This window comes from Ruegeria sp. P8, assembly GCF_056534665.1.
On record NZ_JBQERC010000005.1, the window covers coordinates 122,667 to 144,498 of the forward strand.

The 21,832-nt window shown below is 60.3% G+C and carries 14 protein-coding genes; 8 read left to right on the forward strand and 6 right to left on the reverse strand.

Annotation, left to right across the window (positions count from 1 at the left end):
• The first annotated feature begins 15 nt into the window (after nt 1-15).
• On the forward strand, nt 16-480 hold the full coding sequence (locus tag ACR0BZ_RS09385) for a DUF1203 domain-containing protein (RefSeq protein WP_480506580.1): 465 nt from the start codon (nt 16-18) through the stop codon (nt 478-480).
• On the opposite strand, the gene ACR0BZ_RS09390 is transcribed toward ACR0BZ_RS09385, so the two are convergent.
• Nucleotides 477-1,469: an ABC transporter ATP-binding protein gene (locus ACR0BZ_RS09390; protein ID WP_480538568.1), complete on the reverse strand. Its 993-nt coding sequence runs from the start codon at nt 1,467-1,469 to the stop codon at nt 477-479. The two genes, ACR0BZ_RS09385 and ACR0BZ_RS09390, sit on opposite strands and share 4 nt — an antisense overlap.
• A gap of 87 nt (nt 1,470-1,556) precedes the next feature.
• Here ACR0BZ_RS09390 and ACR0BZ_RS09395 point away from each other — a divergent pair, with 87 nt between their 5' ends.
• Nucleotides 1,557-1,736: a zinc-finger domain-containing protein gene (locus ACR0BZ_RS09395; protein ID WP_267364399.1), complete on the forward strand. Its 180-nt coding sequence runs from the start codon at nt 1,557-1,559 to the stop codon at nt 1,734-1,736.
• A gap of 126 nt (nt 1,737-1,862) precedes the next feature.
• A complete protein-coding gene (polA, locus tag ACR0BZ_RS09400) occupies nt 1,863-4,664 on the forward strand; it encodes a DNA polymerase I (protein ID WP_480914818.1) in 2,802 nt (933 codons plus the stop codon).
• 43 nt (nt 4,665-4,707) lie between these two features.
• On the opposite strand, the gene ACR0BZ_RS09405 is transcribed toward polA, so the two are convergent.
• Both ACR0BZ_RS09405 and ACR0BZ_RS09410 read right to left on the reverse strand, forming a co-directional pair.
• The gene (locus tag ACR0BZ_RS09405) at nt 4,708-4,938 is read right to left on the reverse strand and encodes a DUF2798 domain-containing protein (protein WP_480474477.1); all 231 of its coding nucleotides are present in this window, start codon (nt 4,936-4,938) and stop codon (nt 4,708-4,710) included.
• Between the two features lie 62 nt (nt 4,939-5,000).
• Nucleotides 5,001-5,756 carry a hydroxypyruvate isomerase family protein gene (locus ACR0BZ_RS09410; protein WP_480920085.1) on the reverse strand — a complete coding sequence of 252 codons (756 nt, stop codon included), beginning with the start codon at nt 5,754-5,756 and terminating at the stop codon, nt 5,001-5,003.
• A gap of 268 nt (nt 5,757-6,024) precedes the next feature.
• On the opposite strand from ACR0BZ_RS09410, the gene ACR0BZ_RS09415 reads away from it, so the two are divergent.
• Nucleotides 6,025-6,879, forward strand: coding sequence for a DMT family transporter (locus tag ACR0BZ_RS09415; RefSeq protein WP_480920086.1), 855 nt, complete (start codon nt 6,025-6,027; stop codon nt 6,877-6,879).
• Here the strand turns inward: ACR0BZ_RS09415 and ACR0BZ_RS09420 are convergent.
• Nucleotides 6,862-7,437: a DUF1285 domain-containing protein gene (locus ACR0BZ_RS09420; RefSeq protein ID WP_480920087.1), complete on the reverse strand. Its 576-nt coding sequence runs from the start codon at nt 7,435-7,437 to the stop codon at nt 6,862-6,864. The genes ACR0BZ_RS09415 and ACR0BZ_RS09420 overlap by 18 nt on opposite strands.
• A 64-nt stretch (nt 7,438-7,501) precedes the next feature.
• On the opposite strand from ACR0BZ_RS09420, the gene ACR0BZ_RS09425 reads away from it, so the two are divergent.
• The 4 genes from ACR0BZ_RS09425 to ACR0BZ_RS09440 are packed head-to-tail and all read left to right on the forward strand — an operon-like array spanning nt 7,502 to nt 14,179.
• Nucleotides 7,502-8,509 (forward strand): AAA family ATPase, encoded by a 1,008-nt coding sequence (locus ACR0BZ_RS09425; RefSeq protein WP_480920088.1) that lies wholly within the window; start codon nt 7,502-7,504, stop codon nt 8,507-8,509.
• Nucleotides 8,506-9,381 carry a DUF58 domain-containing protein gene (locus tag ACR0BZ_RS09430; protein ID WP_480920089.1) on the forward strand — a complete coding sequence of 292 codons (876 nt, stop codon included), beginning with the start codon at nt 8,506-8,508 and terminating at the stop codon, nt 9,379-9,381. Before ACR0BZ_RS09425 ends, ACR0BZ_RS09430 begins: the two co-directional genes overlap by 4 nt.
• Complete coding sequence (locus ACR0BZ_RS09435; RefSeq protein ID WP_480920090.1) at nt 9,378-12,140, forward strand: DUF4159 domain-containing protein; 2,763 nt, start codon at nt 9,378-9,380, stop codon at nt 12,138-12,140. Before ACR0BZ_RS09430 ends, ACR0BZ_RS09435 begins: the two co-directional genes overlap by 4 nt.
• Nucleotides 12,137-14,179: a hypothetical protein gene (locus ACR0BZ_RS09440; protein WP_480920091.1), complete on the forward strand. Its 2,043-nt coding sequence runs from the start codon at nt 12,137-12,139 to the stop codon at nt 14,177-14,179. The genes ACR0BZ_RS09435 and ACR0BZ_RS09440 overlap by 4 nt, the downstream gene beginning before the upstream one ends.
• A gap of 20 nt (nt 14,180-14,199) precedes the next feature.
• On the opposite strand, the gene pbpC is transcribed toward ACR0BZ_RS09440, so the two are convergent.
• Both pbpC and ACR0BZ_RS09450 read right to left on the reverse strand, forming a co-directional pair.
• The gene (pbpC, locus tag ACR0BZ_RS09445) at nt 14,200-16,257 is read right to left on the reverse strand and encodes a penicillin-binding protein 1C (RefSeq protein ID WP_480920092.1); all 2,058 of its coding nucleotides are present in this window, start codon (nt 16,255-16,257) and stop codon (nt 14,200-14,202) included.
• 36 nt (nt 16,258-16,293) lie between these two features.
• The gene (locus ACR0BZ_RS09450; protein WP_480920093.1) at nt 16,294-21,720 is read right to left on the reverse strand and encodes an alpha-2-macroglobulin family protein; all 5,427 of its coding nucleotides are present in this window, start codon (nt 21,718-21,720) and stop codon (nt 16,294-16,296) included.
• Nucleotides 21,721-21,832 lie beyond the last annotated feature (112 nt).

Below are 21,832 nucleotides of genomic sequence, written 5' to 3' on the forward strand. Positions count from 1 at the left end.
AAAAGGAGATCCGAGATGTTCAAAATCACCGCTTTGCCCACCAACGATGTACGCGCCCTTCAGGCAGGTGGCGCGGATGCATATGGTTCAACGCCGGAACGCGCTGTTTCGACGGGTGCAGGTAACCCGTGCCGCCACTGCCTGCGACATATCCCCGAGGGCGATGAGATGCTGATATTGGCACATCGACCTTTTTCAAAGACACATCCCTATGCGGAAACCGGCCCGATCTTTTTGTGTGCAACACCATGTGACCGGTACGAGGAAGACGCGCTGCCCGAAATTCTGTCCACCTCGCCCGACTATCTGATCAAGGGCTACGGTACGGATGACAGGATCGTCTATGGCACCGGGGCGATCACGCCGACGGATCAGATCGGCGCAAAAGTCAGGGATATCTTTTCCCGATCCGACGTTGCCTATATTCACGTGCGATCTGCGCGGAATAACTGCTATCAGGCGCGAATAGACCGGGCTTAAAGCTTGACGCGGTGGATGCCCCGGCGTGGCTGATCCTGATCATCCGCCGGATGATCTTCGGTACGGGACGAGGTCAGGGCAAGGAATACGTCCTCAAGATCGGCCTCTTCGGTGCGGACGTCGCGGATGCGGATATTCGCGGCGCGTACCGATTCCAGAACCTGTTCGGCGCTGGTCTGGATGTTTCGGTATTGCAGGACAAGGCTGCCATCATTGCGGAGAGCTGCCTCGACGCCTTCTGACGCAGGCAGATCAATGATCGGGCTGTCGGGCACAATCACCATGGTGCGGCTGTCCATGCGGCCCAGCAGGTTGGCGGTGCTGTCCTGCGCGACCTTTTCACCGTGGTTGATAATGGCGATCTCGTCGCACATCTCCTGCGCTTCTTCCAGGTAGTGGGTGGTCAGGATGATGGTCATGCCCTGTTCGTTCAGCTTGCGCACATTGGCCCAGAGCATCTGGCGCAGTTCGATATCCACTCCCGCTGTGGGTTCATCAAGCACAAGGATTTTCGGGTGATGCACCAGTGCCTTGGCCAGCAGCAACCGCCGCCGCATACCGCCCGAAAGAGTGCGGGCATAGGCCTCGGCCTTGTCGCTGAGACCGACCAATTCCAGAATCTGATCACTGCGCCGTTGGGATTTCGGAACGCCATAGAGACCGGCCTGAACCTCAAGCGCGCCGCGCGGGGTGAAAAACGGGTCGAGGTTGAGCTCTTGTGGCATTACACCAATGGCCGATCGCGACTGGCGTGGATTCTGATCCTGGTCGAAGCCCCAGATCGCCACGCGACCCGCCGATTTTACCACCAGACCAGCCAGAATATTGATCAGGGTCGATTTTCCGGCACCATTCGGGCCCAGCAGACCAAAAACCGAGCCGCGCGGGACGGTCAGGTCAATGCCTTTCAGCGCATGCTTTTCGGGCTGACCCTTGCCACCGCGATAGGTTTTGCGCAGCCCTTCGATCCTGATCGCCGCGTCGCACATGTGGCACTTGCCCCCGGTTTGATCATCGCTCATAAACGCACCTAATACATGCCCGCGTGGCCGACAACCGAAGAAGGATCGCCAGCCGTGACCATCGAAGCGCCGGAAACCAAGATCGTCGAAACCGCCCGTGTTGCCTGTGATGGCGGCGAAGGTGCGTTGGGCCATCCGCGCGTGTGGCTGCAAATTCCAGAAGACGCAGGCTGGGTCGAATGCCCCTATTGCGACTGCAAATATGTTCTGGCCGGGCATCAGACTGACGCCTGAGCCTGTGTTGCCCTGTGTGGGCATTGAGTATTTATGAAAAGATGAAGTTTGCGGCTGCGGTGCGGGTGGCTCTATCGTTGCACCCGTGGCATTAGTGTTTTCGCAAACGATCAGAGAGGGCGCGTAATGACCACGAATTTCGGAAAAGGGTGCCACCTGCATCTGATCGACGGATCGGCCTTTATTTTCCGGGCCTATCATGCGCTGCCGCCACTGACCCGCAAGTCGGATGGGTTGCCGATTGGGGCTGTTTCGGGCTTTTGCAACATGCTGCAGAAATATGTCGAGGGAAACACCGGGGCAGATGCGCCGACCCATGTGGCGGTGATCTTTGATAAAGGTTCTCATACTTTCCGGAACGATCTTTACGACCTCTACAAGGCCAACCGCGAGGCGATGCCCGAGGATTTGCGCCCACAGATGCCGCTGACCCGCGAGGCGACAAAAGCGTTCAACATCGCCTGCAAGGAGATGGAGGGTTATGAGGCTGACGACATCATTGCGACGCTCGCCGTTCAGGCGCGGGATGCAGGTGGCCGTGTGACCATCGTGAGTTCCGACAAGGACTTGATGCAGCTGGTCGGGGACGGCGTCGAAATGCTGGATGCGATGAAGAACAAACGCATTGACCGGGATGGCGTGGTCGAGAAGTTCGGGGTCGGACCGGAACGTGTGGTCGATGTTCAGGCGTTGGCCGGTGACAGCGTCGACAATGTTCCGGGGGCGCCGGGAATCGGGGTCAAGACGGCGGCTTTGCTGATCAACGAATTCGGCGATCTGGAGACCCTGCTGGACCGGGCAGATGAGATCAAGCAGCCCAAACGCCGCCAGACCCTGATCGAAATGCGAGACCAGATCGAGCTTTCGAAGAAACTAGTTCAACTGGACGAGAATACTCCGCTGGATTTCACCTTGGACGACCTTGAGGTGAGGGACCCCGATGCAGACACGCTGTTGGCGTTTCTGGCCGAGATGGAGTTCCGCACCCTCACCAAGCGCATCGCTGACAAGCTGGGGGTTGAGGCTCCGGTGATTGCCGACGCGCCTGCGCCAGCGGTGGCAGAGGTCGAGGCCGAGGTGATCCCGTTTGACAGTTCGAAATACGAATGCGTACGTGATGCAGCGGTCCTGCAAAAGTGGATTGACCAGGCCTATGAGCGTGGTTGGGTGGCTGTAGACACAGAGACCACGGGTCTGAACGAGATGATTGCCGGTCTGGTGGGTATTTCGCTGTGCGTCGAGGCCGGAGAAGCCTGTTACATCCCGTTGACCCACCGCGATGGATCAGCGGATGATCTGTTTGGATCGGATGCCTTGGCCGATGGGCAGATGCCATTGGATGAAGCCCTGAGGCTTTTGAAACCGGTGCTCGAGGATCCGTCGGTCCTCAAGATCGGGCAGAACATGAAATATGATGCTAAGATCTTCAGGCGGTATGGCATCGACGTGTCACCCATCGACGATACGATGCTGATGTCCTACGCCATGCATGGCGGTGAGCATGGGCATGGGATGGACACCCTGTCCGAGCGTTATCTGGGCCACACACCAATCCCGATCAAACCGCTGCTGGGGTCGGGAAAATCGGCAATTACCTTCGACAAGGTCGCGATTGACGAGGCCACGGCTTATGCCGCCGAAGATGCGGACATCACCTTGCGTTTGTGGCAGCTGTTCAAGCCGCAATTACACCGGGCGCAGGTGACCACGGTCTATGAGACGCTGGAACGGCCGCTTGTGCCGGTGCTGGCCGAGATGGAGATGCATGGCATCAAGGTCGACCGTGATGTCCTGAGCCGGATGTCCAACGCATTTGCCCAGAAAATGGCCGGATTAGAGGCTGAAATTCACGAGCTGGCCGGGGGAAGCTTTAATGTCGGATCGCCTGCTCAGCTGGGCGAAATTCTGTTCGACAAAATGGGTCTGGAAGGTGGCAAGAAAGGCAAGACCGGCAAATACTCGACCGGCGCTGATATTCTGGAAGACCTCGCAACCGAGCATGAACTGCCGCGCCGCGTTCTGGACTGGCGGCAGCTGAGCAAGCTGAAATCGACCTATACCGACGCGCTGCAGACCCATATCAACCCCGACACAGGTCGGGTGCATACGTCTTATTCGATCACCGGAGCAAATACAGGGCGTCTGGCCTCGACCGATCCGAACCTGCAAAACATTCCGGTGCGGACAGAAGAAGGGCGGCGTATTCGTGAGGCTTTCATCGCCGAGCCGGGCAATGTGTTGGTAAGCCTCGACTACAGCCAGATCGAGTTGCGGATTCTGGCCCATATCGCCGATATTTCGGCTCTGAAACAGGCGTTTTCGGACGGTTTGGATATTCACGCCATGACCGCGTCCGAGATGTTTGATGTGCCGTTGGATGAGATGACGCCTGATATCCGCCGTCAGGCAAAGGCAATCAACTTCGGCGTGATCTACGGCATTTCGGGTTTTGGACTGGCCCGGAACCTGCGTATTCCACGGGCCGAGGCGCAGGGCTTTATTGATCGTTATTTCGAACGTTTCCCAGGCATTCGCCGCTATATGGACGACACAGTCGAATTCGCGAAAGAGCACGGCTATGTGCAAACCCTGTTCGGGCGCAAGATCCACACGCCCGAGATCAATGCCAAGGGGCCACATGCCGGGTTCTCGCGCCGCGCGGCGATCAATGCACCAATTCAAGGTACTGCGGCGGATGTGATCCGGCGCGCGATGGTGCGAATGCCGGACGCGATCGCCGGATTGCCTGCCAGGATGCTGTTGCAGGTTCACGACGAGTTATTGTTCGAGGTGGCCGAAGATGCGGTGGATCAGGTGATCGACGTGGCCCGTGACGTGATGGAGGGCGCCTCGGATCCTGCGGTCAAACTGGATGTGAAGCTGGTCGTGGATGCCGGGAAGGGGGCGAACTGGGCCGAGGCGCACTAGCGGCGTTGTTCATCAGGTCTCGGCGGGCTGTGCATGCATCGGGTCAGCCCTGCGGCCTTACCATGCGGTTCACCATTCGTTGCACAGACGGGCCAAACAGCAGGATTACGGTGAAGGCGATGGGCCAGCAAAAAGCCCAGGACGCCATCCAGTCGCCAACTGTTCCAGGGTTAAACCCAATCGCTTTGACCGTCGCGATCCCTGTTACAATCAAGGACATGAGGCCGGACATGATCAGGCTGAAAACGGCACGGGCATAGCGGGCTGGTATCATGGCAGGCATCCTAATGGTCACAATGCCGCTGATGTGCGGTATTTGAATGAAAATTACCAGTGTCAGTCCCGCATCCAGTCAAGTGTGTCGCAGGTGCGTTGTGTTGTGGGTGTGTATTCCGCGCTGACCCAGCCGCTATAACCTACCGCGTCCATGGTCGAGAACAAGGCCTTGAAATCCGTTGGTCCACGACCCGGTTCCGTGCGATCCGGGGCTGCGCCAACTTGGGCATGGACCACCTGCGGATGAAAGCGGTCCCAGACAGCCAGCGCGTCGCCATGAATCATATGAGCGTGAAAGCTGTCAAATTGCAGGCCGACATTCGGGCGATCCACCTGGTTGAGCACATCTGCCGCCAGATCGTAATCGTTCAAAAAATACCCGGGCTGTGAAACCGGGTTGAGCGGTTCGATGGTGAATTTTTGCTGGGGGGCGAAATCGGCGGCCCATTGCAGGTTTTGCACAAAACAATTCAATGCATCCGGCCCTGTGGCGTATCCGGACATGACGTGGATCAGGCCGGGGCGCAGCACCCCGGCATATCGCAGGACACGGCGGATATCCGACTGGAACCGCGATTGACCGTCGGGGATCGCGGCGTAACCCGGCGCACCGCCGGTGTAGTTGGGCGGTGGCGCGTTGATCAGCACAAGCTCCAACCCGTTGGCAAGCAAGGCACGGCGGGTTTCCGTCGCGGCGATGTCATAAGGAAACAAGACCTCGACCGCTGTGAACCCAGCATCTGACGCAGCCTGAAATCGCTCCAGGTAAGGCATTTCGGTAAATAGCAGTGAAAGGTTGGCAGCAAATCTGGGCATGAGCGGTCAGTGGTTGTGTTGATCCGACCATAACCAAGGGATGATTTTCGGGGAAGGGATCGAAAACGACAGATTGTCGAAAATCGACCAGATCGCTTGCACCGAATCAGCAAGGGTCCGCTCAGCACGGCGCGTCATTACGGGTGCCGTCTTAACAAAAGGTCCGAATCCAATGGCGATGAGCCCGGAACCCGTACGCGGGGCAACTACCGTTTTGTCTGGTGGCCGAAACCCTGCGTTGTCAGGGAATGGGCTGGCGGTTGCCTCCATGATTACCTGGGCAGCGGGGTTCCCGGCGGCGGAAGTTTTGCTGCAAACCTGGCCCCCTGTTGCATTGCTGACCGCGCGCCTGGCGCTGGCGATTGCCGTTCTGATACCGGTCTGGATCCTGCTGGATGGCCCCAGCAGAGTGTTACGCGCAAGATGGGGTCGGGCGATGGTTGTCGGCGGCTTTGGTTTTGGCTTTGCCATGTTTCTGCTGATCGTTGCGCAGAAAATGACGGACCCGGTGACAGTCGCGATCATTGCATCCTGCGCGCCTTTGCTTGCAACGGTACTGGAGCTGATGGCAGGAACCCGACGGCTGAAGTGGACCTTTGCGTTGGGTGTTCTGGTGTCGGTTCTGGGTGGGCTGATTGCAACCAGCACCGCCGCGCCCGAACAGCTGGGGCTGGGCGCGGTTCTGGCGATCCTTGCAACGGGCCTGTTTTGCTGGGGTAGCATGGCCACTGCGCGCGACTTCCCCGAACTCAGTCAGATCGGGCGCTGTACAATTACTTTCGTCGGTGGGTTGCTCATGGCCGCAGTGCTGAGTTTTGGGGCGGCCCAGCTGGGCATGGATGTGCTGCCAACCGCCGCCATTGATGGGCAGCAATGGGGGATGCTTGGGATCTATGCCTTGATATCACTGGGGCTCAGCCAAGTGTTGTTCATCTCGGCCGTGGGAAAGCTGGGCGTGGCGCTGGCTTCGTTTCACATCAATATCGCCCCGTTTTACGTGATGCTGATCATGCTGATGCTGGGGGAAGACTGGAACTGGACCCGTGCGCTGGGCGCGGGCGTAGTTGCTTTGGCTGTCGTGCTGGCCCAGGATCGCGCGCCGCGGTCAGCCGAGATCGGCTGAAGGGATCAGCGGGAAGAACTGCCCACCTGACCAGACACCGAACCAGCCCTCATAGTGGCTGCCAATCTCGACAAGGCGATAGAAGCTTTTGCGATCTATGCGCGCTTCGAGGTTCGTGCGGATCAGTATGTAGGGTGACGGTTCTTCTGTTTCAGGATCGATTACAATCCGGATCGGATGCGCGGGCCCTGCAACAGCGATGTCGTCCACTTGTGTGCGAAAGGTCAGGTCTTGCGTCCGGCCTTCGCCGGTTTGCTCGAAATCCACGGCGATGAACGGCGCGTCCTCGACAGTGATTCCCACCTTTTCAACCGGCGTAACCAGATAGTATTTTCCGTCTTCTTTCTTAAGAATTGAGGAAAAAAGCTTCACAAGCTCGAACCGATTGATGGGCGAGCCTAAATAACTCCATGTACCATCTTTTGCGACACGGATGTCCAGATCGCCACAAAACGGAGGATTCCACAGGTGAACGGGCGGTAAACCCCGGGTTTTGGCGGCTTTTACCGATGCGGCCAATCCGTCGGGCGAGGGTTTCACAGGTTTTTGTCCGCTCATTGCTTTTGCCATTTCCTCTCAGCGCGATACACTTCAATCATATTCGTCCACGGAAGGGAAAGTCATGAACGAACCTGCCGACCTCGTAGCCGAGATCGAAGCGCTGGAAAACAAGCTGCAAGAGGCCAAGGCCTCGATCACCCGCCGCTTCATCGGGCAGGAAAGGGTCGTGGACCTGACTCTGGCTGCGCTTTTGTGCGGTGGTCACGCGCTTCTGATCGGTCTGCCGGGCTTGGGTAAGACACGGTTGGTCGAGACACTGTCGACCGTGATGGGCCTGCATGGCAATCGCATTCAGTTTACGCCCGACCTGATGCCCGCTGACATTCTCGGGTCCGAGGTGTTGGATACGGCCGACGATGGCAGCCGCCATTTCCGTTTCATTCCCGGCCCGATCTTCTGTCAGCTGCTGATGGCGGACGAGATCAACCGGGCAAGCCCGCGAACGCAATCCGCGCTGCTGCAAGCGATGCAGGAGCGTACGGTGACAGTAGCCGGTGAGGACCGCTCCCTTGGTGTGCCATTCCATGTTCTGGCCACGCAAAACCCGATCGAACAGGAAGGCACCTATCCCCTGCCCGAAGCGCAGCTGGACCGGTTTCTGGTGCAGGTCGATGTAGAATATCCCGACCGCCAGACCGAGCGGGATATTCTGCTGGCCACGACCGGTGTTGAAGAAGACAAAGCGTACCAGATTTTCAGCAAGGAAGAGTTGCTGGCTGCGCAGGTCCTGTTGCGTCGGATGCCGGTCGGGGACTCGGTTGTCGAGCTGATCCTTGATCTGGTGCGGGCCTTCCGCCCAGAAGAAGCTGGCGTATCCGAACGGGTTGCCGAAACCGTCGCGTGGGGTCCTGGTCCACGCGCGGCGCAGGCGCTGATGATGACGGTTCGGGCACGTGCGATGTTGCAGGGGCGTCTGGCACCCAATGCCGAGGATGTGCTGGATATGGCGCGCCCGGTGCTTAGCCACCGGATGGCTCTCAACTTTGCGGCACGGGCACGCGGTGACAGTCTGGCTGACCTGATCGACTCGACCGCTGTCGGGTTGATCCGGACCGAGGCGGCGGCGTGAATGCCGCGCTGACCCTTCGCGAAAGATCCGAGGCCGAGGCATCGCGGTTGCCGCCCCTTTTGGCGCGGGCGGAACATCTGGCTGGTACCGTTCTGCTGGGAGACCATGGTCGGCGGCGCTCTGGCATGGGGGATGATTTCTGGCAATACCGCCCCGCGCAGATCGGGGACAGCCGCCGGATGATCGATCACCGTCGTTCGGCGCGTGGAGATCAGCAATATGTGCGGGAACGCGAATGGCAGATCGCGCAATCGGTAATGCTTTGGGTCGATCAGGGGGCGTCGATGCGGTTTGCGTCCGACAAATCGTTGCCGACCAAGGCGGATCGCGCCCGGCTATTGGGGCTGGCAACGTCCATCTTGCTGGTCCGCGGCGGTGAACGTGTGGGCCTGACAGGGACGACCTTGCCACCCCGGCGTGGCAATGCACAGATCATCCGGCTGGCGCAAGCCTGGTCCGAGGATGATCAATCGGATTACGCGCCACCCGAACATCGCGCCATGATCCCGCATGCCCGTGCCGTGTTCATTTCGGATTTTCTTGGTCCAATGGATGAAGTTGAACTGGCCCTGACCAAAGCTGCCGACCGTGGTGTTCGCGGCGTGATCCTTCAGGTGCTGGATCCGGGAGAAGAGACATTTCCCTATCGTGGACGTACGATTTTCGAAAGCGTCGGTGGGTCCGTCCGACACGAAACGCTCAAGGCCGCAGAGCTGCGGGACCGCTATCTGCAACGCCTCGCCCACCGTAAGGATGCGCTGACGCAGCTTTGCCGGGCGACTGGCTGGCAAATGGGTCTGCATCACACGGGCGCTAGCGCGCAAGCGGCTCTGTTGTGGATATATCGTGCGCTGGACGGGGGAACGCGATGACGGTTCTGGCGGGCATCGGCTTTACCGCTCCATGGGTGCTGCTGGGTCTTCTGACCCTGCCGATCTTGTGGCTGATCCTGCGCGCGGTGCCGCCGGCGCCGATCCGCCGGATGTTCCCGGCGGTGACGTTGCTCTTGGGCCTGAAGGATGACGAAAGCGTTTCGGACCGCACGCCGTGGTGGCTGTTGCTGCTGCGGATGCTGGCAGCTGCGGCGGTGATCATAGGTCTGGCCGGTCCGGTTCTGAACCCGTCGCGGGATGAGATCGGGTCCGGGCCGCTGCTGATGGTGCTGGACGCCAGTTGGGCAGGCGCGACCCGATGGCCCGCCACGCTGGATCAGATCGATGCGCAACTGACCGAGGCTGGTCGCGCGGGGCGCACAGTGGCTATCCTGCGCCTGACCGAACCAGAAACACCCGTTTTTCAGGCGGCCGAGGCATGGCGAGGGCATTTGCCGGGATTGATGCCCAACCCATGGCAGCCGACCGAACCTCAGATCGCACAGACCATTGCGGCACTAAATTCAATTGATGGCGGGTTTGATACCCATTGGTTCAGTGACCGGCTGGATTACGCGGATCATGCGGCGCTGGTCTCCAGCTTGCAGGCTCGTGGCGATGTGGTGGTTTATCAGGCGGCGTCCCGGCCCATGGCGATCCTGCCTGCCGCTTATCAGGACGGGTTGATCCAATTGACAGTGCAGCGCGCAGGCCCCGGACCCGAGGAACGTGTGACTGTATTGGCACAAGGGCGCGACCCGGCCGGAACGGCGCGTGTGCTACATTCAGTGGAACTGACCCTGGAAGCCGGGAACGCTTCGGCGCAGGTCGATCTGGCGCTGCCTTCCGAACTCCGCGCCCGGATCACGCGGTTCGAAATCCAGGGCCAAAGGTCCGCCGGGACCGTGACCTTGACCGATGACAGCCTGCGTCGGCGCGAGGTCGCGCTGATTGCCGGGAGTTTGAACCGCGAAGGTCTGGAGCTGCTGTCACCCCTGCATTATCTGACGCAGGTCCTGAGCCCTACGGCGGATTTCGTCGATGGTGGCCTGACTGAGGTTCTGCCCGCCAATCCGGATGTCATTGTTCTGTCGGATGTGGCCCAGATGTCGGAACCTGAAAAGGCGGACCTGATTGAATGGGTCGAACAGGGCGGTTTGCTGTTGCGCTTTGCCGGCCCGCGTATGGCGGCCAGCGATCTTGGGCGTGACACCGAAGACACCCTGCTGCCTGCGCGGCTGCGCAGCGGTGGGCGATCTGTCGGCGGCGCGATGAGCTGGGGTGAGGCCAAGACCCTGGCACCATTCCCCGAAACCTCGCCTTTCTATGGATTGGACATCCCTGATGACGTGGTCGTTTCCACTCAGGTCATGGCGCAACCAGACCCTAACTTGGCGGATCGTGTGATTGCCTCGCTGTCTGACGGCACGCCTTTGGTGACACGTAAGGCGCTGGGGTTGGGGCAGGTGGTGTTGTTCCATGTGACCGCCGATGCAGAATGGTCCAGCCTGCCACTGTCGGGCCTGTTCGTTGAAATGCTGGATCGGCTGGCCGTGGCCTCGGCCGCAAAATCACGGCAAGAGGCTCAGTTACTGGGAACAACATGGGAGCCCGTACAAATCATGGACGGGTTTGGCACCTTGTCAGATGCCGGAACCCTGGCCGGTGTCGACGGGGTTGAACTGATATCGGGCCAGATCGGGCCGGAACTGCGCCCGGGTCTTTATGAAAGCGGCAAGCAGAAGCTGGCGTTGAACGTCGTCTCGGAAGAAACCCAGCTGCGTCCCGTTGTCTGGCCCGCGAATGTGCCGATCAAAGGGCAGGAGGTCAGTACGGAAACGCCGCTCGGTGGCCTGTTGCTCAGCCTTGCGCTGATTTTGCTGACAGTCGATGTTATTGCATCGCTTGCTTTGTCGGGCAGGTTGGGTCTGGCCCGGACGACGGCCGCTGCGCTGGCTGCCTTTCTGCTAGTACCCGAAGGTCACGCGCAAACGCCTGAGGACACCGAGTTTGCATTGGCTGCGACCCACGAACTGGTATTGGCGCATGTCCTGACTGGCGACGCTCAGGTGGATGATATTGCGCAAGCCGGGTTGCGGGGACTTGGTCAAACCCTGTTCTATCGCACATCGGTCGAACCGGCAGACCCCATTGGTGTTGATCTGGAACGGGATGAACTGGCGTTCTTTCCGTTGCTTTATTGGCCGATCTCAGCAAGCCAGTCGCAACCTTCGGCCGAGGCTTATGTGAAGCTAAACGCCTATCTGCGGTCCGGGGGGATGATCCTGTTTGACACGCGTGACGCGGATATCGCCGGTTTCGGTGCCTCCAGCCCAAATGGCCGCAAACTGCAACAACTGGCCGGACCGCTGAATATACCTGCATTAGAGCCGATTCCGCGCGATCATGTTCTGACACGCACGTTCTACCTGTTACAGGATTTTCCGGGCCGATATTCAGGCACCGAGGTTTGGGTTGAAGCCGCGCCGCTGGATGCAGAACAGATCGACGGGATGCCTTTCCGCAATCTGAACGACAATGTGACGCCGGTGGTCATCGGCGGCAATGACTGGGCCGGTGCCTGGGCGGTGGATCGCCACGGGCAGGCCCTGTTGCCCGTCGGGCGCGGTTATGCCGGGGAACGGCAACGCGAGTTGGCCAATCGTTTTGGTGTCAATCTGGTGATGCATGTGCTGACGGGGAACTACAAATCCGATCAGGTTCACGTGCCCGCCCTTCTGGACAGGTTGGGACAATGACAGGAACCGTCATCTTCGATCCGCTGATCCCGTGGGCGATGCTGCTTGTCGTGGGTATGATTGCCGTGGCCGGGGTCGTGATGGCCTTGTGGCGCGGATTGTCGGGATGGGCCTTGCGTGGGTTGGCGGCGCTGGTGATCATCGCTGCGCTGTCCGGCCCGGTCTATCAGATCGAAGATCGTGCACCGCTGACAGATATCGTTCTGATGTTCGAGGATGAAAGCGCCAGCCAGTCGCTTTCAGATCGGGCGGAACAAACAGCAATGGCCGCAGATGACCTAGCCGCAGAGATCGAGGCACGCGACAATACAGAACTGCGCCGTATCCGGGTTGGCGATGGTGAAGGTGATGAGGGCACGCAGATCATGGCAGCCCTGAACGAAGCCCTGGCGGAAGAGCCGCGCGCGCGTATCGCAGGTATCCTCGTGGTGTCAGATGGGATCGTGCATGATGCCGATCAGGCCCCGGATCTGCCCGCGCCGATGCACCTGCTGCAAACCGGGCGGGAAAGCGACTGGGATCGCAGGCTTATTGTCCGAAACGCCCCTGCTTTCGCCATCATTGGTGAATCGGTGACCTTGACCCTGCGCGTCGAAGACAGCGGAGCTGCCCCCGCAGGTGCAACATCTGCACCGTTGGAAATTTCGGTGGATGGGGGCGAGCCCGAGCAGTTCAGCATTCCAATCGGTCGCGATGTCGAACTGCCCGTCACATTGCCCCATGGCGGGCGCAACGTGATCCAGTTTTCCGTTCCTCAGGCTGAGGGCGAGTTGACCGACCGCAACAACACGGCCCTGATCCAGATGAACGGCGTAAGGGACCGCCTGCGCGTGCTGCTGGTCTCGGGTGAACCGCATCCGGGTGGTCGCACGTGGCGTAACCTGTTGAAATCCGACAGTTCTGTTGATCTGGTGCATTTCACCATCCTGCGCCCGCCTGAAAAGCAGGATGGTGTGCCGGTGGACGAGCTGTCGCTGATTGCCTTCCCGACGCGTGAGTTGTTTCTGGAAAAGATCAACGATTTCGACCTGATCATCTTTGACCGCTACAAGCGGCGCGGGATTCTGCCTGCGATCTATCTGGACAATGTCACAAGCTACATCAACGAAGGCGGCGCGGTCCTGGTTGCCGCCGGACCTGATTTCGCCGGTGCCGACAGCATCTTCCGCTCGCCCCTGGCGCCAGTTCTGCCAGCTCAGCCAACCGCGCGGGTGATCGAGGAACGATATGTGCCGATGGTCAGTGATCTGGGGCATCGTCACCCGGTCACGACCAACCTTGGAGAATCCGAGGATTGGGGGGCGTGGTTGCGACAGATCGACGTGAAACATCGCTCGGGCGACGTGCTGATGACCGGGGTCGAGGATCGTCCGCTGCTTGTCCTGAACCGTGTCGGCGAAGGGCGCGTTGCGATGCTTGCGTCTGACCATGCCTGGCTTTGGAGTCGTGGCTTCGAAGGAGGGGGTCCGCAGCTGGAGCTGTTGCGCAGGCTGGCCCATTGGATGATGAAGGAACCGGAACTGGAAGAAGAGGCGTTGTGGGCCGAGGCCAACGGTCAGTCCATGCGCATCATTCGTCAGACGCTCGGGACAGAAGTCGGCCCGGTAACAGTCACCTTGCCGAATGGCGAGACGTTGGAGATTACTTTGAAAGAGGTTTCTCCGGGTCGGTTTGAAGCGCAGTATTACGGCCCCGAGATCGGCCTTTATCGTTTGCAGGAAGGCGACCACATGGCTGTGATCGGCCTTGGCCCTGCTGCACCGAAGGAGTTCGAGCGCACCATCGCGACTGGTGATGTCCTTGAACCGGTGCTGGCCAGGTTGCGGGGCGGTGTGATCCGGTTGGAAGATGGGCTGCCGTCGATCCGCAACGTACGCGCCGGACGCCCCGCCGCCGGTCGGGGTTGGATCGGTCTGACCCCACGCAACGCGTATGAGACGCGGGATGTCACGCAGGCCGGGTTGCTGCCGCCCTGGCTTGTCTTGCTGCTGGCTGGAGGCTTTCTGCTGGGCGGTTGGCTGCGGGAAGGGCGGCGTTAACGCTGGCCCATTGCTGTTCTTTAACGGGAACCGGGCGCGCTCTGGTCGATCCGGAACGAGGCCCGGTCGGATTGGCCCTGTGCATCCACCACCACAAGTGAGGTAAATCCGGGTCCGGGATTGGGAATTTCGAATTCTCGCTGCCGTTGCCCGGTCAAGACAGGCACGCCGTTGGTCAAAACGGAAAACGGCCCGACACCACCGCGTAGTTTCACCGTGAGAGGGCTCCCGAAAGTCTCTAACACAGCGTTTTCTGGTGGAAACAACAGATCAGGTGCGGTTTGGTCCGTTTCGAAAGCCGCCGCGCGGGGCCGGAAACGTTGCAACGGTTGCGGCAATTGCGCCGCGCCAACCAACAGTGTTGATGGTGGCGGTGGGCGCAGGGGCGTGAGTTCGGGTTTCAGCAGGCCAAAAGCCTCGGTCAGAAGCGGCGCGGCAACGTCCCCTCCGAATGCGCCGGGAACAGGTGTGCCATCCGCGCGTCCCAGCCAGACCCCGATGACATGCTGCCCGTCAAAACCAATGGCCCAGGCATCGCGGTGCCCATAAGAGGTTCCCGTTTTGAAGGCCAGCGCCCCTGAAGTGCTGCCCGTGGGTGGTGTGATCCCGGATAGGATATCCGCAATCTGCCATGCTGAGGTTTCGGACAAAACACGAGAGGTGAGCCGTGCATCAGCCAGGGCGTCATGGCGCAGAATCGGGCCTTGCCCACCAGCGGCCAGCGTCACGTAGATCTGCACAAGATCATGCAAGCTCAGACCGACGCCACCCAAGGATATTGCCAATCCGGGTGTACCACTGCTCAGGCGCGGTTCTGATCCTGCTGTCCGCAGTGCCGCCATCACGCGCGCAGGGCTCAGCTCGTGCGTCAGGCGCACGACAGGGATATTCAGCGACAATTGCAGCGCGTCCCGAACCCTTACATCGCCCCGGAAAACGCCATCAAAGTTACGCGGGGCGTAACGCCCGAACATCACCGGGCTGTCGCTGATCAGGGTTTCCGGATGGGCCAGCCCCTGATCGAATGCCAGCCCGTAAACCAGAGGTTTCAGCGTCGATCCGGGCGACCGCACGGCTTGCGTCATATCCACGAACCCTTGTCGCGCATCCCGATACCCGGCTGACCCGACCGAGGCCAAAACCTTGCCGTCGCGATGATCTGCCACGATCAGGGCCCCGGACACGCGCGGCCCTACGCGCGCCGCGGCCCGAGCGACCAAAGTTTCCAACCGGGCTTGCACCCCTGCATCCAGGGTCAGATCAAATACACCGGTTGCACGGGTTTGGCCTTTCACGCGGTCGGTCAGATGGGGTGCAAGGCGCGGAAACGGGATCATTCGATCAGGAATGGTTTCCGTCAGGGCAGCGTGCATTTCAGGCTTGGTCAATACGCCGTGGCGCTCCAACCTGCGCAAAATCCGGTCTCGGGCAATTTGGGCTGCCTCGGGTCTGCGATCCGGGCGTCGTGCCTCCGGGGATTGCGGCAAAGCGACCAGCAGGGCCGCCTGTGCGGCGGTCAAACGGGTTGCTTCTTTGCCGAACCAGGCGCGGGCACCGGCACGGATACCTTCCAGATTGCCGCCATAGGGGGCATGGGTCAGGTAGAGGTTCAGGATCTGTGTCTTGCTCAGCTGTCGCTCCAGCGCCAATGCGACCCTAATCTGGCGAAACTTGCCACTCCAGCGTCCGGTCGATCCATCTTCGATCAGCCGCGCGACCTGCATGGTCAGGGTTGACCCGCCTGAAACAGCGCGCCCGCTCCAAAGGCTTTGCCCGGCTGCGCGCAGCAACGCGACAGGGTCCACGCCCGCGTGGGTCCAGAAACGTTTATCTTCGTACCGGATCAGCATAGCGGTGAAATTGGGATCGACCGCGCCGGGCTGCAGCCTCCAGATGCCATCTGCAACCGGAAACACACGCAGGAGGTCACCGTTACGATCCCGCATCTCGACCGAAGTTTCAGTCAGAATGGGCGGCAGCACTGTGGCGTCGACCCAGCGGTCAACACCATCCCGCGCCAACGCCGCCAGATAGAGAGCACCGGCCAACGCAAATAACAGGCGCGGCACCCTAGGCATGAGAGCCGCCCAAACAGGGGTATGAAAGATGGCCGGTCACTGCACCTCGACCCGTCCCGTCGCCGTTCGCGCACGGTTCTGGGGGCGGTACATATCCTCGACCGAGGCCGCGGGACGGTGGAACACGCCCGGTGTGACGGCACGGGCGACATAAGCCAAAGTCACGGTCTGGCGTCCAGACAGGTCAACCGCAGCCAGGAACCTGTCAGAGCGGAACTCGGTATGCGTGGCATCAGACAGATTCAACCAGTCCAGCGACCGTACATCGCCCGATCGCAGCAGGTTCGGGTTGTCGATCTCGATCCCGGCGGCAAGAGGATCGTCTACCATCAGACGCGCCCCACCGCTTTCAAACGGCGTGACCGTCAGAACCGTTACAAACCGGTCCCCCACGGCAAAGCGGCTTGCGTCAATCAGATCACCGTCCATCGAATAATACTGCCGTTCGATAGCATAGCCGGTGCCACCGGCCTCAGGCGGATCTTCGGGGATTCCGGTCACCGTCAGGGTGATATCGGTGGCCTGACCGTCGGTCGCAGTGATGTTGACCTCTTCCGCCTGCCCGGATTGCAGAACCTGAACAAAGGGGCCGGAAACTGACACGCCGTTGACCGTCAAGCCGGACCCGGAAGGGTCTGACACCAGCGCGTGCGCTGCTAACAGGGACCACGCGGCCTCTTGTGTGGACAGGGGCGTTCGGCCCGTGCTTACCCGTTGGATCAATGCGTTGCGGTCAATCGCCTCGCTGCCTGCATCTATGGCCAGGGTCAGCAGGCCCGCCGCATCCCGCAGGCGGGTGCCGTAATCCGCGCGCCAGTGGTTTTCTCGATCGTTCGGCACCTGGTGCAGCATCCGTGCCGCACGAGTGAACATCGCGTCTGCGCGGGTCTGGTCCCCGTACGACGCCAGCGCTGCGCCCAGCTGTGCGGCGGCCAACGGCGTGTCGAAAGCATCCCCTTTGACATCCGCATAATAGCGCAGATCGCCCATCGCCGCCGCGCCTTCCCGCGCAAGAACCATCAGGGCATAAGCGATATCCTGACCACCTTCGTCGAAGTCCGGCGCATAGTTGACCCGATTGCGCAGGTTATCCATGGCCTGCGCAAAAGCCCGATTCGGCACCGGGTTCCCCTGCGCACGGGCGCGCGACAGGAAATCGGTCACATAGGCGTCCAGCCAGAAATCACCGCTGCCTGCGCGCCACAGGCCAAAGGCACCGTTTGCAGCCTGACGAGTCAGAATGCTTTGGATCGAATCCGTGATGCGCTGTTCCACCTCCGGGCCATTCCCCAGCCCCGAGGCCTGCGCGACGGATGACAGGTAGAGCAGCGGCAGTGCCTTGCTGGTGATCTGTTCGGTGCAGCCATAGGGGTAATGGTTCAGCTGATCCAGCAGACCGGGCGTGTCAAATTTGGCCAACGCTCCGGCTGACAGAATGGCCTTGGCCGAGCCAGGTTGAAACCCATCAAAAACATCCTGCGAAAACAGAAAGCTGTCCCCCGCACCCAGCGCAAAGCGCCGCGTCCGGGCAATTACGGGATCGTTGGCCCGCACCGGCATCCGCAGGGTTTGCGACAGATCGCGCCCGTCTGATGTGGTGATGGAAACGCTGATCTCTGGATCGCCAATAACATGGGCCGTTACAGGGATGTCGAACACCGCTTTGCCACCGTCCTCCAGCTGAAAGCGTGCCGGTACCGGGCCCAGTTCCAGCCCACCGGTGGTGGTCAGGCCAAGCGCCATGTCTCCGGATGCGCCATCCGCATGGACAATCTCAAGCCGCATCCGACTGTGATCGCCGGGGGCCAGAAACCGCGGCAGGCTGGCCGTAACCACCACCGGGTCGCGGACGATCATGTCAGCCTCGGCCTGACCGACGGCTTTTTGTGACCACGCGATGGCCATCAGGCGGACTGTACCATTGAAGGCGGGCAGGGGGATGTCGACCTCAACCTTTCCATCCGCACCGACCTGAACCGGGCCGCTGAACACCGCCATCAGATCTTGCGTCGGTGGCGGGGATTGGCGGCGCATCCCGTTGTCATTGTCGCCGCCAGAGCGAACCGTACCCATCGCTCCGTTCATGCCGTCGATCAGCCGCCCGTAAACATCACGCAGGTCCACACCCAGCCGACGTTGCCCGAAATAGTACTCTTGCGGGTTTGGGCTTTCGAACCCCGTCAGGTTGAGGATGCCCACATCCACAGCGGCAAGGGTCAGCCACACTGGATCATCGCTTATAAAATTTTCGACCCTAACAATGGCCTTCTGTGTTTGACGGGGCGAGGTAACCTCGGGCACCTCAATGGCAACTGACAGCGTGCGATCCGCGGGATCAACGGCGGCATAGGCGACGCCCATGGCGCGTGCCGGGTTCTGACCACCCGAAACATTCATCGGTCGGATCACTGTGGCCGTGACATAGGCACCTGCCCCCCAATCTTCTGTCACCTCTATCGGGATAACTGTCTCGCCTTCCGTTACGGCAACCATCTGGCGATGGATCAGACGGTTCGAAAGCACCTCGACCTGAGCGATACCTGCCATGCGCGGAACGATGCGCAGCTGTGCGGTTTCCCCGGCGCGATAGCTGTCGCGATCCAGCGACATCTCAAGCCGGTCAGGCGTGGTCGAAGCATCTGCGGCCTGATACCAGCCTGCGTGGAAATCGACAGCGGTTTCCGTAAAGGTGCCATCAATACGTTGGACCACCAGTTCATAACGGCCCCAGTCCACGGGCTGGGACAACGCCAAAGGATCAGTAGCGACGTCAATCTCTCCGGTGGCAACGCGAGTGCGTCTGGTTGTCGGTTCCCAATTCCAGTTTCCGTAAAGCTGATACCATTGATACCGCGTTTCGATCTTGTTCAGCGTCCAGCGCAGGCGCATCGGGCTGGGGCTCAGGTCGGGTGCAAGGCCAATGATCTGAAACGCTGCCTCGGTACCTTCGGGGAGTACGTCCTCGAACAGGGGTTTGACACCGATTACAGGTTGCGGCGGCAGGACAGGAACGCTCAGGCGACGTTCAACAGGGCGGCCTGAGCCGTCAGCCAGTCGCGCAATAACCTCGGCTTCAATTGGTTTCCCTTCCGTCTCTAACAAAGGGATTTCAACGGCAATAGATGCTTTGCCGTTTGCATCTGTGCGCATGTCACCAAAATAGGTGCTTTTGATCGATGTCTCGGCGTCATAGCGGCCAAAGCGATACCCGTCGTAGCCCGGCACTGTGTCCGCCGGGCGTGCGATAACCTGACCGTCGATGCTCAGGTCGGACCCCGGCGCACCAAACAAATAGCGCGCGTCGATCGAAAGCGGAGGGCTGTCGCCGGGACGCAGGGGCGCGTCCGGCAGGGTCAGCTCAAAATCTATACGTTCCGGCAGGAAATCTTCTACCAGCACTGTCTGACTCGCCAACGCATCGCCTTTGGGATCAGACCTGATCTCGATCCGCCAAGCGCCGCGTGGTGCATCCTCCGCAACAGGCAGGGCAAAGATATGTCCCCCGGCGACGCCGCCATCCGAGACGGTTCGGCGGTATTCCACGCCGTCAGGGCGATACAGGATCGCAATCAGGGGCAGGCCCTCGATAGCCTGCGCCTCACCATCGCGCGACAAGGCGGTGAGGTGTATCACCTCTCCGGCCCGATATGCGCCGCGATCCGTGGCCAGAAAAACATCAACCGGCCCCGCAGGTGCACGCCCTTCAACACCACGATCTGACAGGTCAAAGGCGGGATCGGTCAGGGATAGAAAGCTGAAATCGCTGTCTCCAGTTGACGCCATCACCAGTGCGGGAGCGCTGGCCCCCTTGCCGCGCGTCAGACCGGGATCGAACCGGACATAACCTGATTCATCCGTTCGCGCTTGGGCGATGACCGCATTTGCGCTTGTGACCAGTGAAACCTCGACACCTTCACGGGGTGCCGCGTCGCTCAACCCGCGCACCGTGACGTGCAACCCGTCGGTGCCAAGCACGCTGCTGATCCCAAGATCGGACAGAACAAACCATTGCGTCGCGCCCGGGTCGTCATAGGGATCAGCCCCCGGAACACGGGCGGTCAGAGCATAAATACCGGCGGGCTGATCCGCGATCGCCTCGGCCATGGGCAGGCGCGCCGTCATGGTCTGGTTCAGTTCGTTGGCCACTTCGGCGGTACCGGTCCAGATATCCTCGGCAATCTCTTCGGAAAATTCTGCTTCCTGCCATTCACTGAGCGGGCGACCGAAGAAATCCTGCTGAACCGCGCGCAACAGGTTCCGGTCGCTGACCCTCCGCAGGATCAGGTTCAGCTCGGTGACGTTGACCGTTTCAACGGGCAACGCAGCATCAGCGGATTTCGGCAGAACGTAGCTGCGCCCGGGAAACCGGACCGAAGGCGCCCGGTCGCGCACGTAATGGGCAAGCTCAACATTGCGGTTCAGCGCCTCGCCCGAGGCGGAGGGCAAGCCTTCGCGTAGCGTCAGGCGATAGCGCTGACCATGGGCGACACCGCCAACGCACAGCTGCCTGCCCTCAGCCTGTACCACCAACCCGTCATCGTTGCGCTGGACAAACGGATCATAGTCGACCCCCGCCTTGACCAACGGTTCCGAAAACTCGACGCAGATCCGCGGCGCGGCGGCGTCGCTTTCGACAGAACTGTCGACCACGCGAAACCCGTATTTCCCGATGGCATCATTCAGTGCGGCCAGTACATCCTCGCGCGGTTGGATTTGCTCGGCCAGCCGCAGCACCGGGATCATATCGCGCCCACGCTCGACCTCCTCCAGGGCGCGGGCCAATGTCATCAGGGCGGCAATCTGCGTGCCGGGAGCGTCCGCGCGCAGATAGCCATTGGTTGCGGCATTCAGCGCACGGTTGCGCAGGTCGCGCCTTTCACTCCAGTCCGAAGAGTTTGTCTGCAACAACAGGCGCGCGTATTCCACCCACAGATCAGGCGCATCGCTGAGCGATACGGCCACACCAGTCCAATTCATCACCTGCCGCGGGCTGCTCGCGCTGCGCGCCGCGTCCAGAACAGCCTGCAGGTCGTTACCCTGTGCCATATGCAAAAAGCCCAGATCGCGTGCCTGATCTGCGGCCTGCTTCAGGTCAGCAGTACCAAGTACATTCAACGCATTTGCGCGCGTTTTTGCCAATGTTTGGATCTGATCTGGAGTAAGCACCTTCTGAGCAGACACAGCCCCCTGATAGGTCTCTTGCCGGTTTACACCGCTTTTTGGAAAACAGGCATTGGATCGGGTGTTGTAGGTGAACGCGGTGCAAAGTGTATTGGCGGAACAAGCCTGAATGCAGGACTTCAGATCGGTATCGAAAAGGGCGTCCAGATCCGAGCCATAAAAATCTGCGTCCCGTGTCGTGATGTAGCGGAAATCAGGCACTGCATCTTGCGCCTGGGTGGCGCCGGGCAGGACCAAAAGTGAAAAGACGTAAGTTATTGAAATAAAAACAAAGCGGCGCATGGTGCCCTCCTCTTTGGGCACAGCGTTGCATGGTGTACGCCTGTTGTGCAACGGCTTAAACAGTTTTTCATCTTCCATCGGGATGCTGGGAGCAGAGCGTTCTGGAATCAAT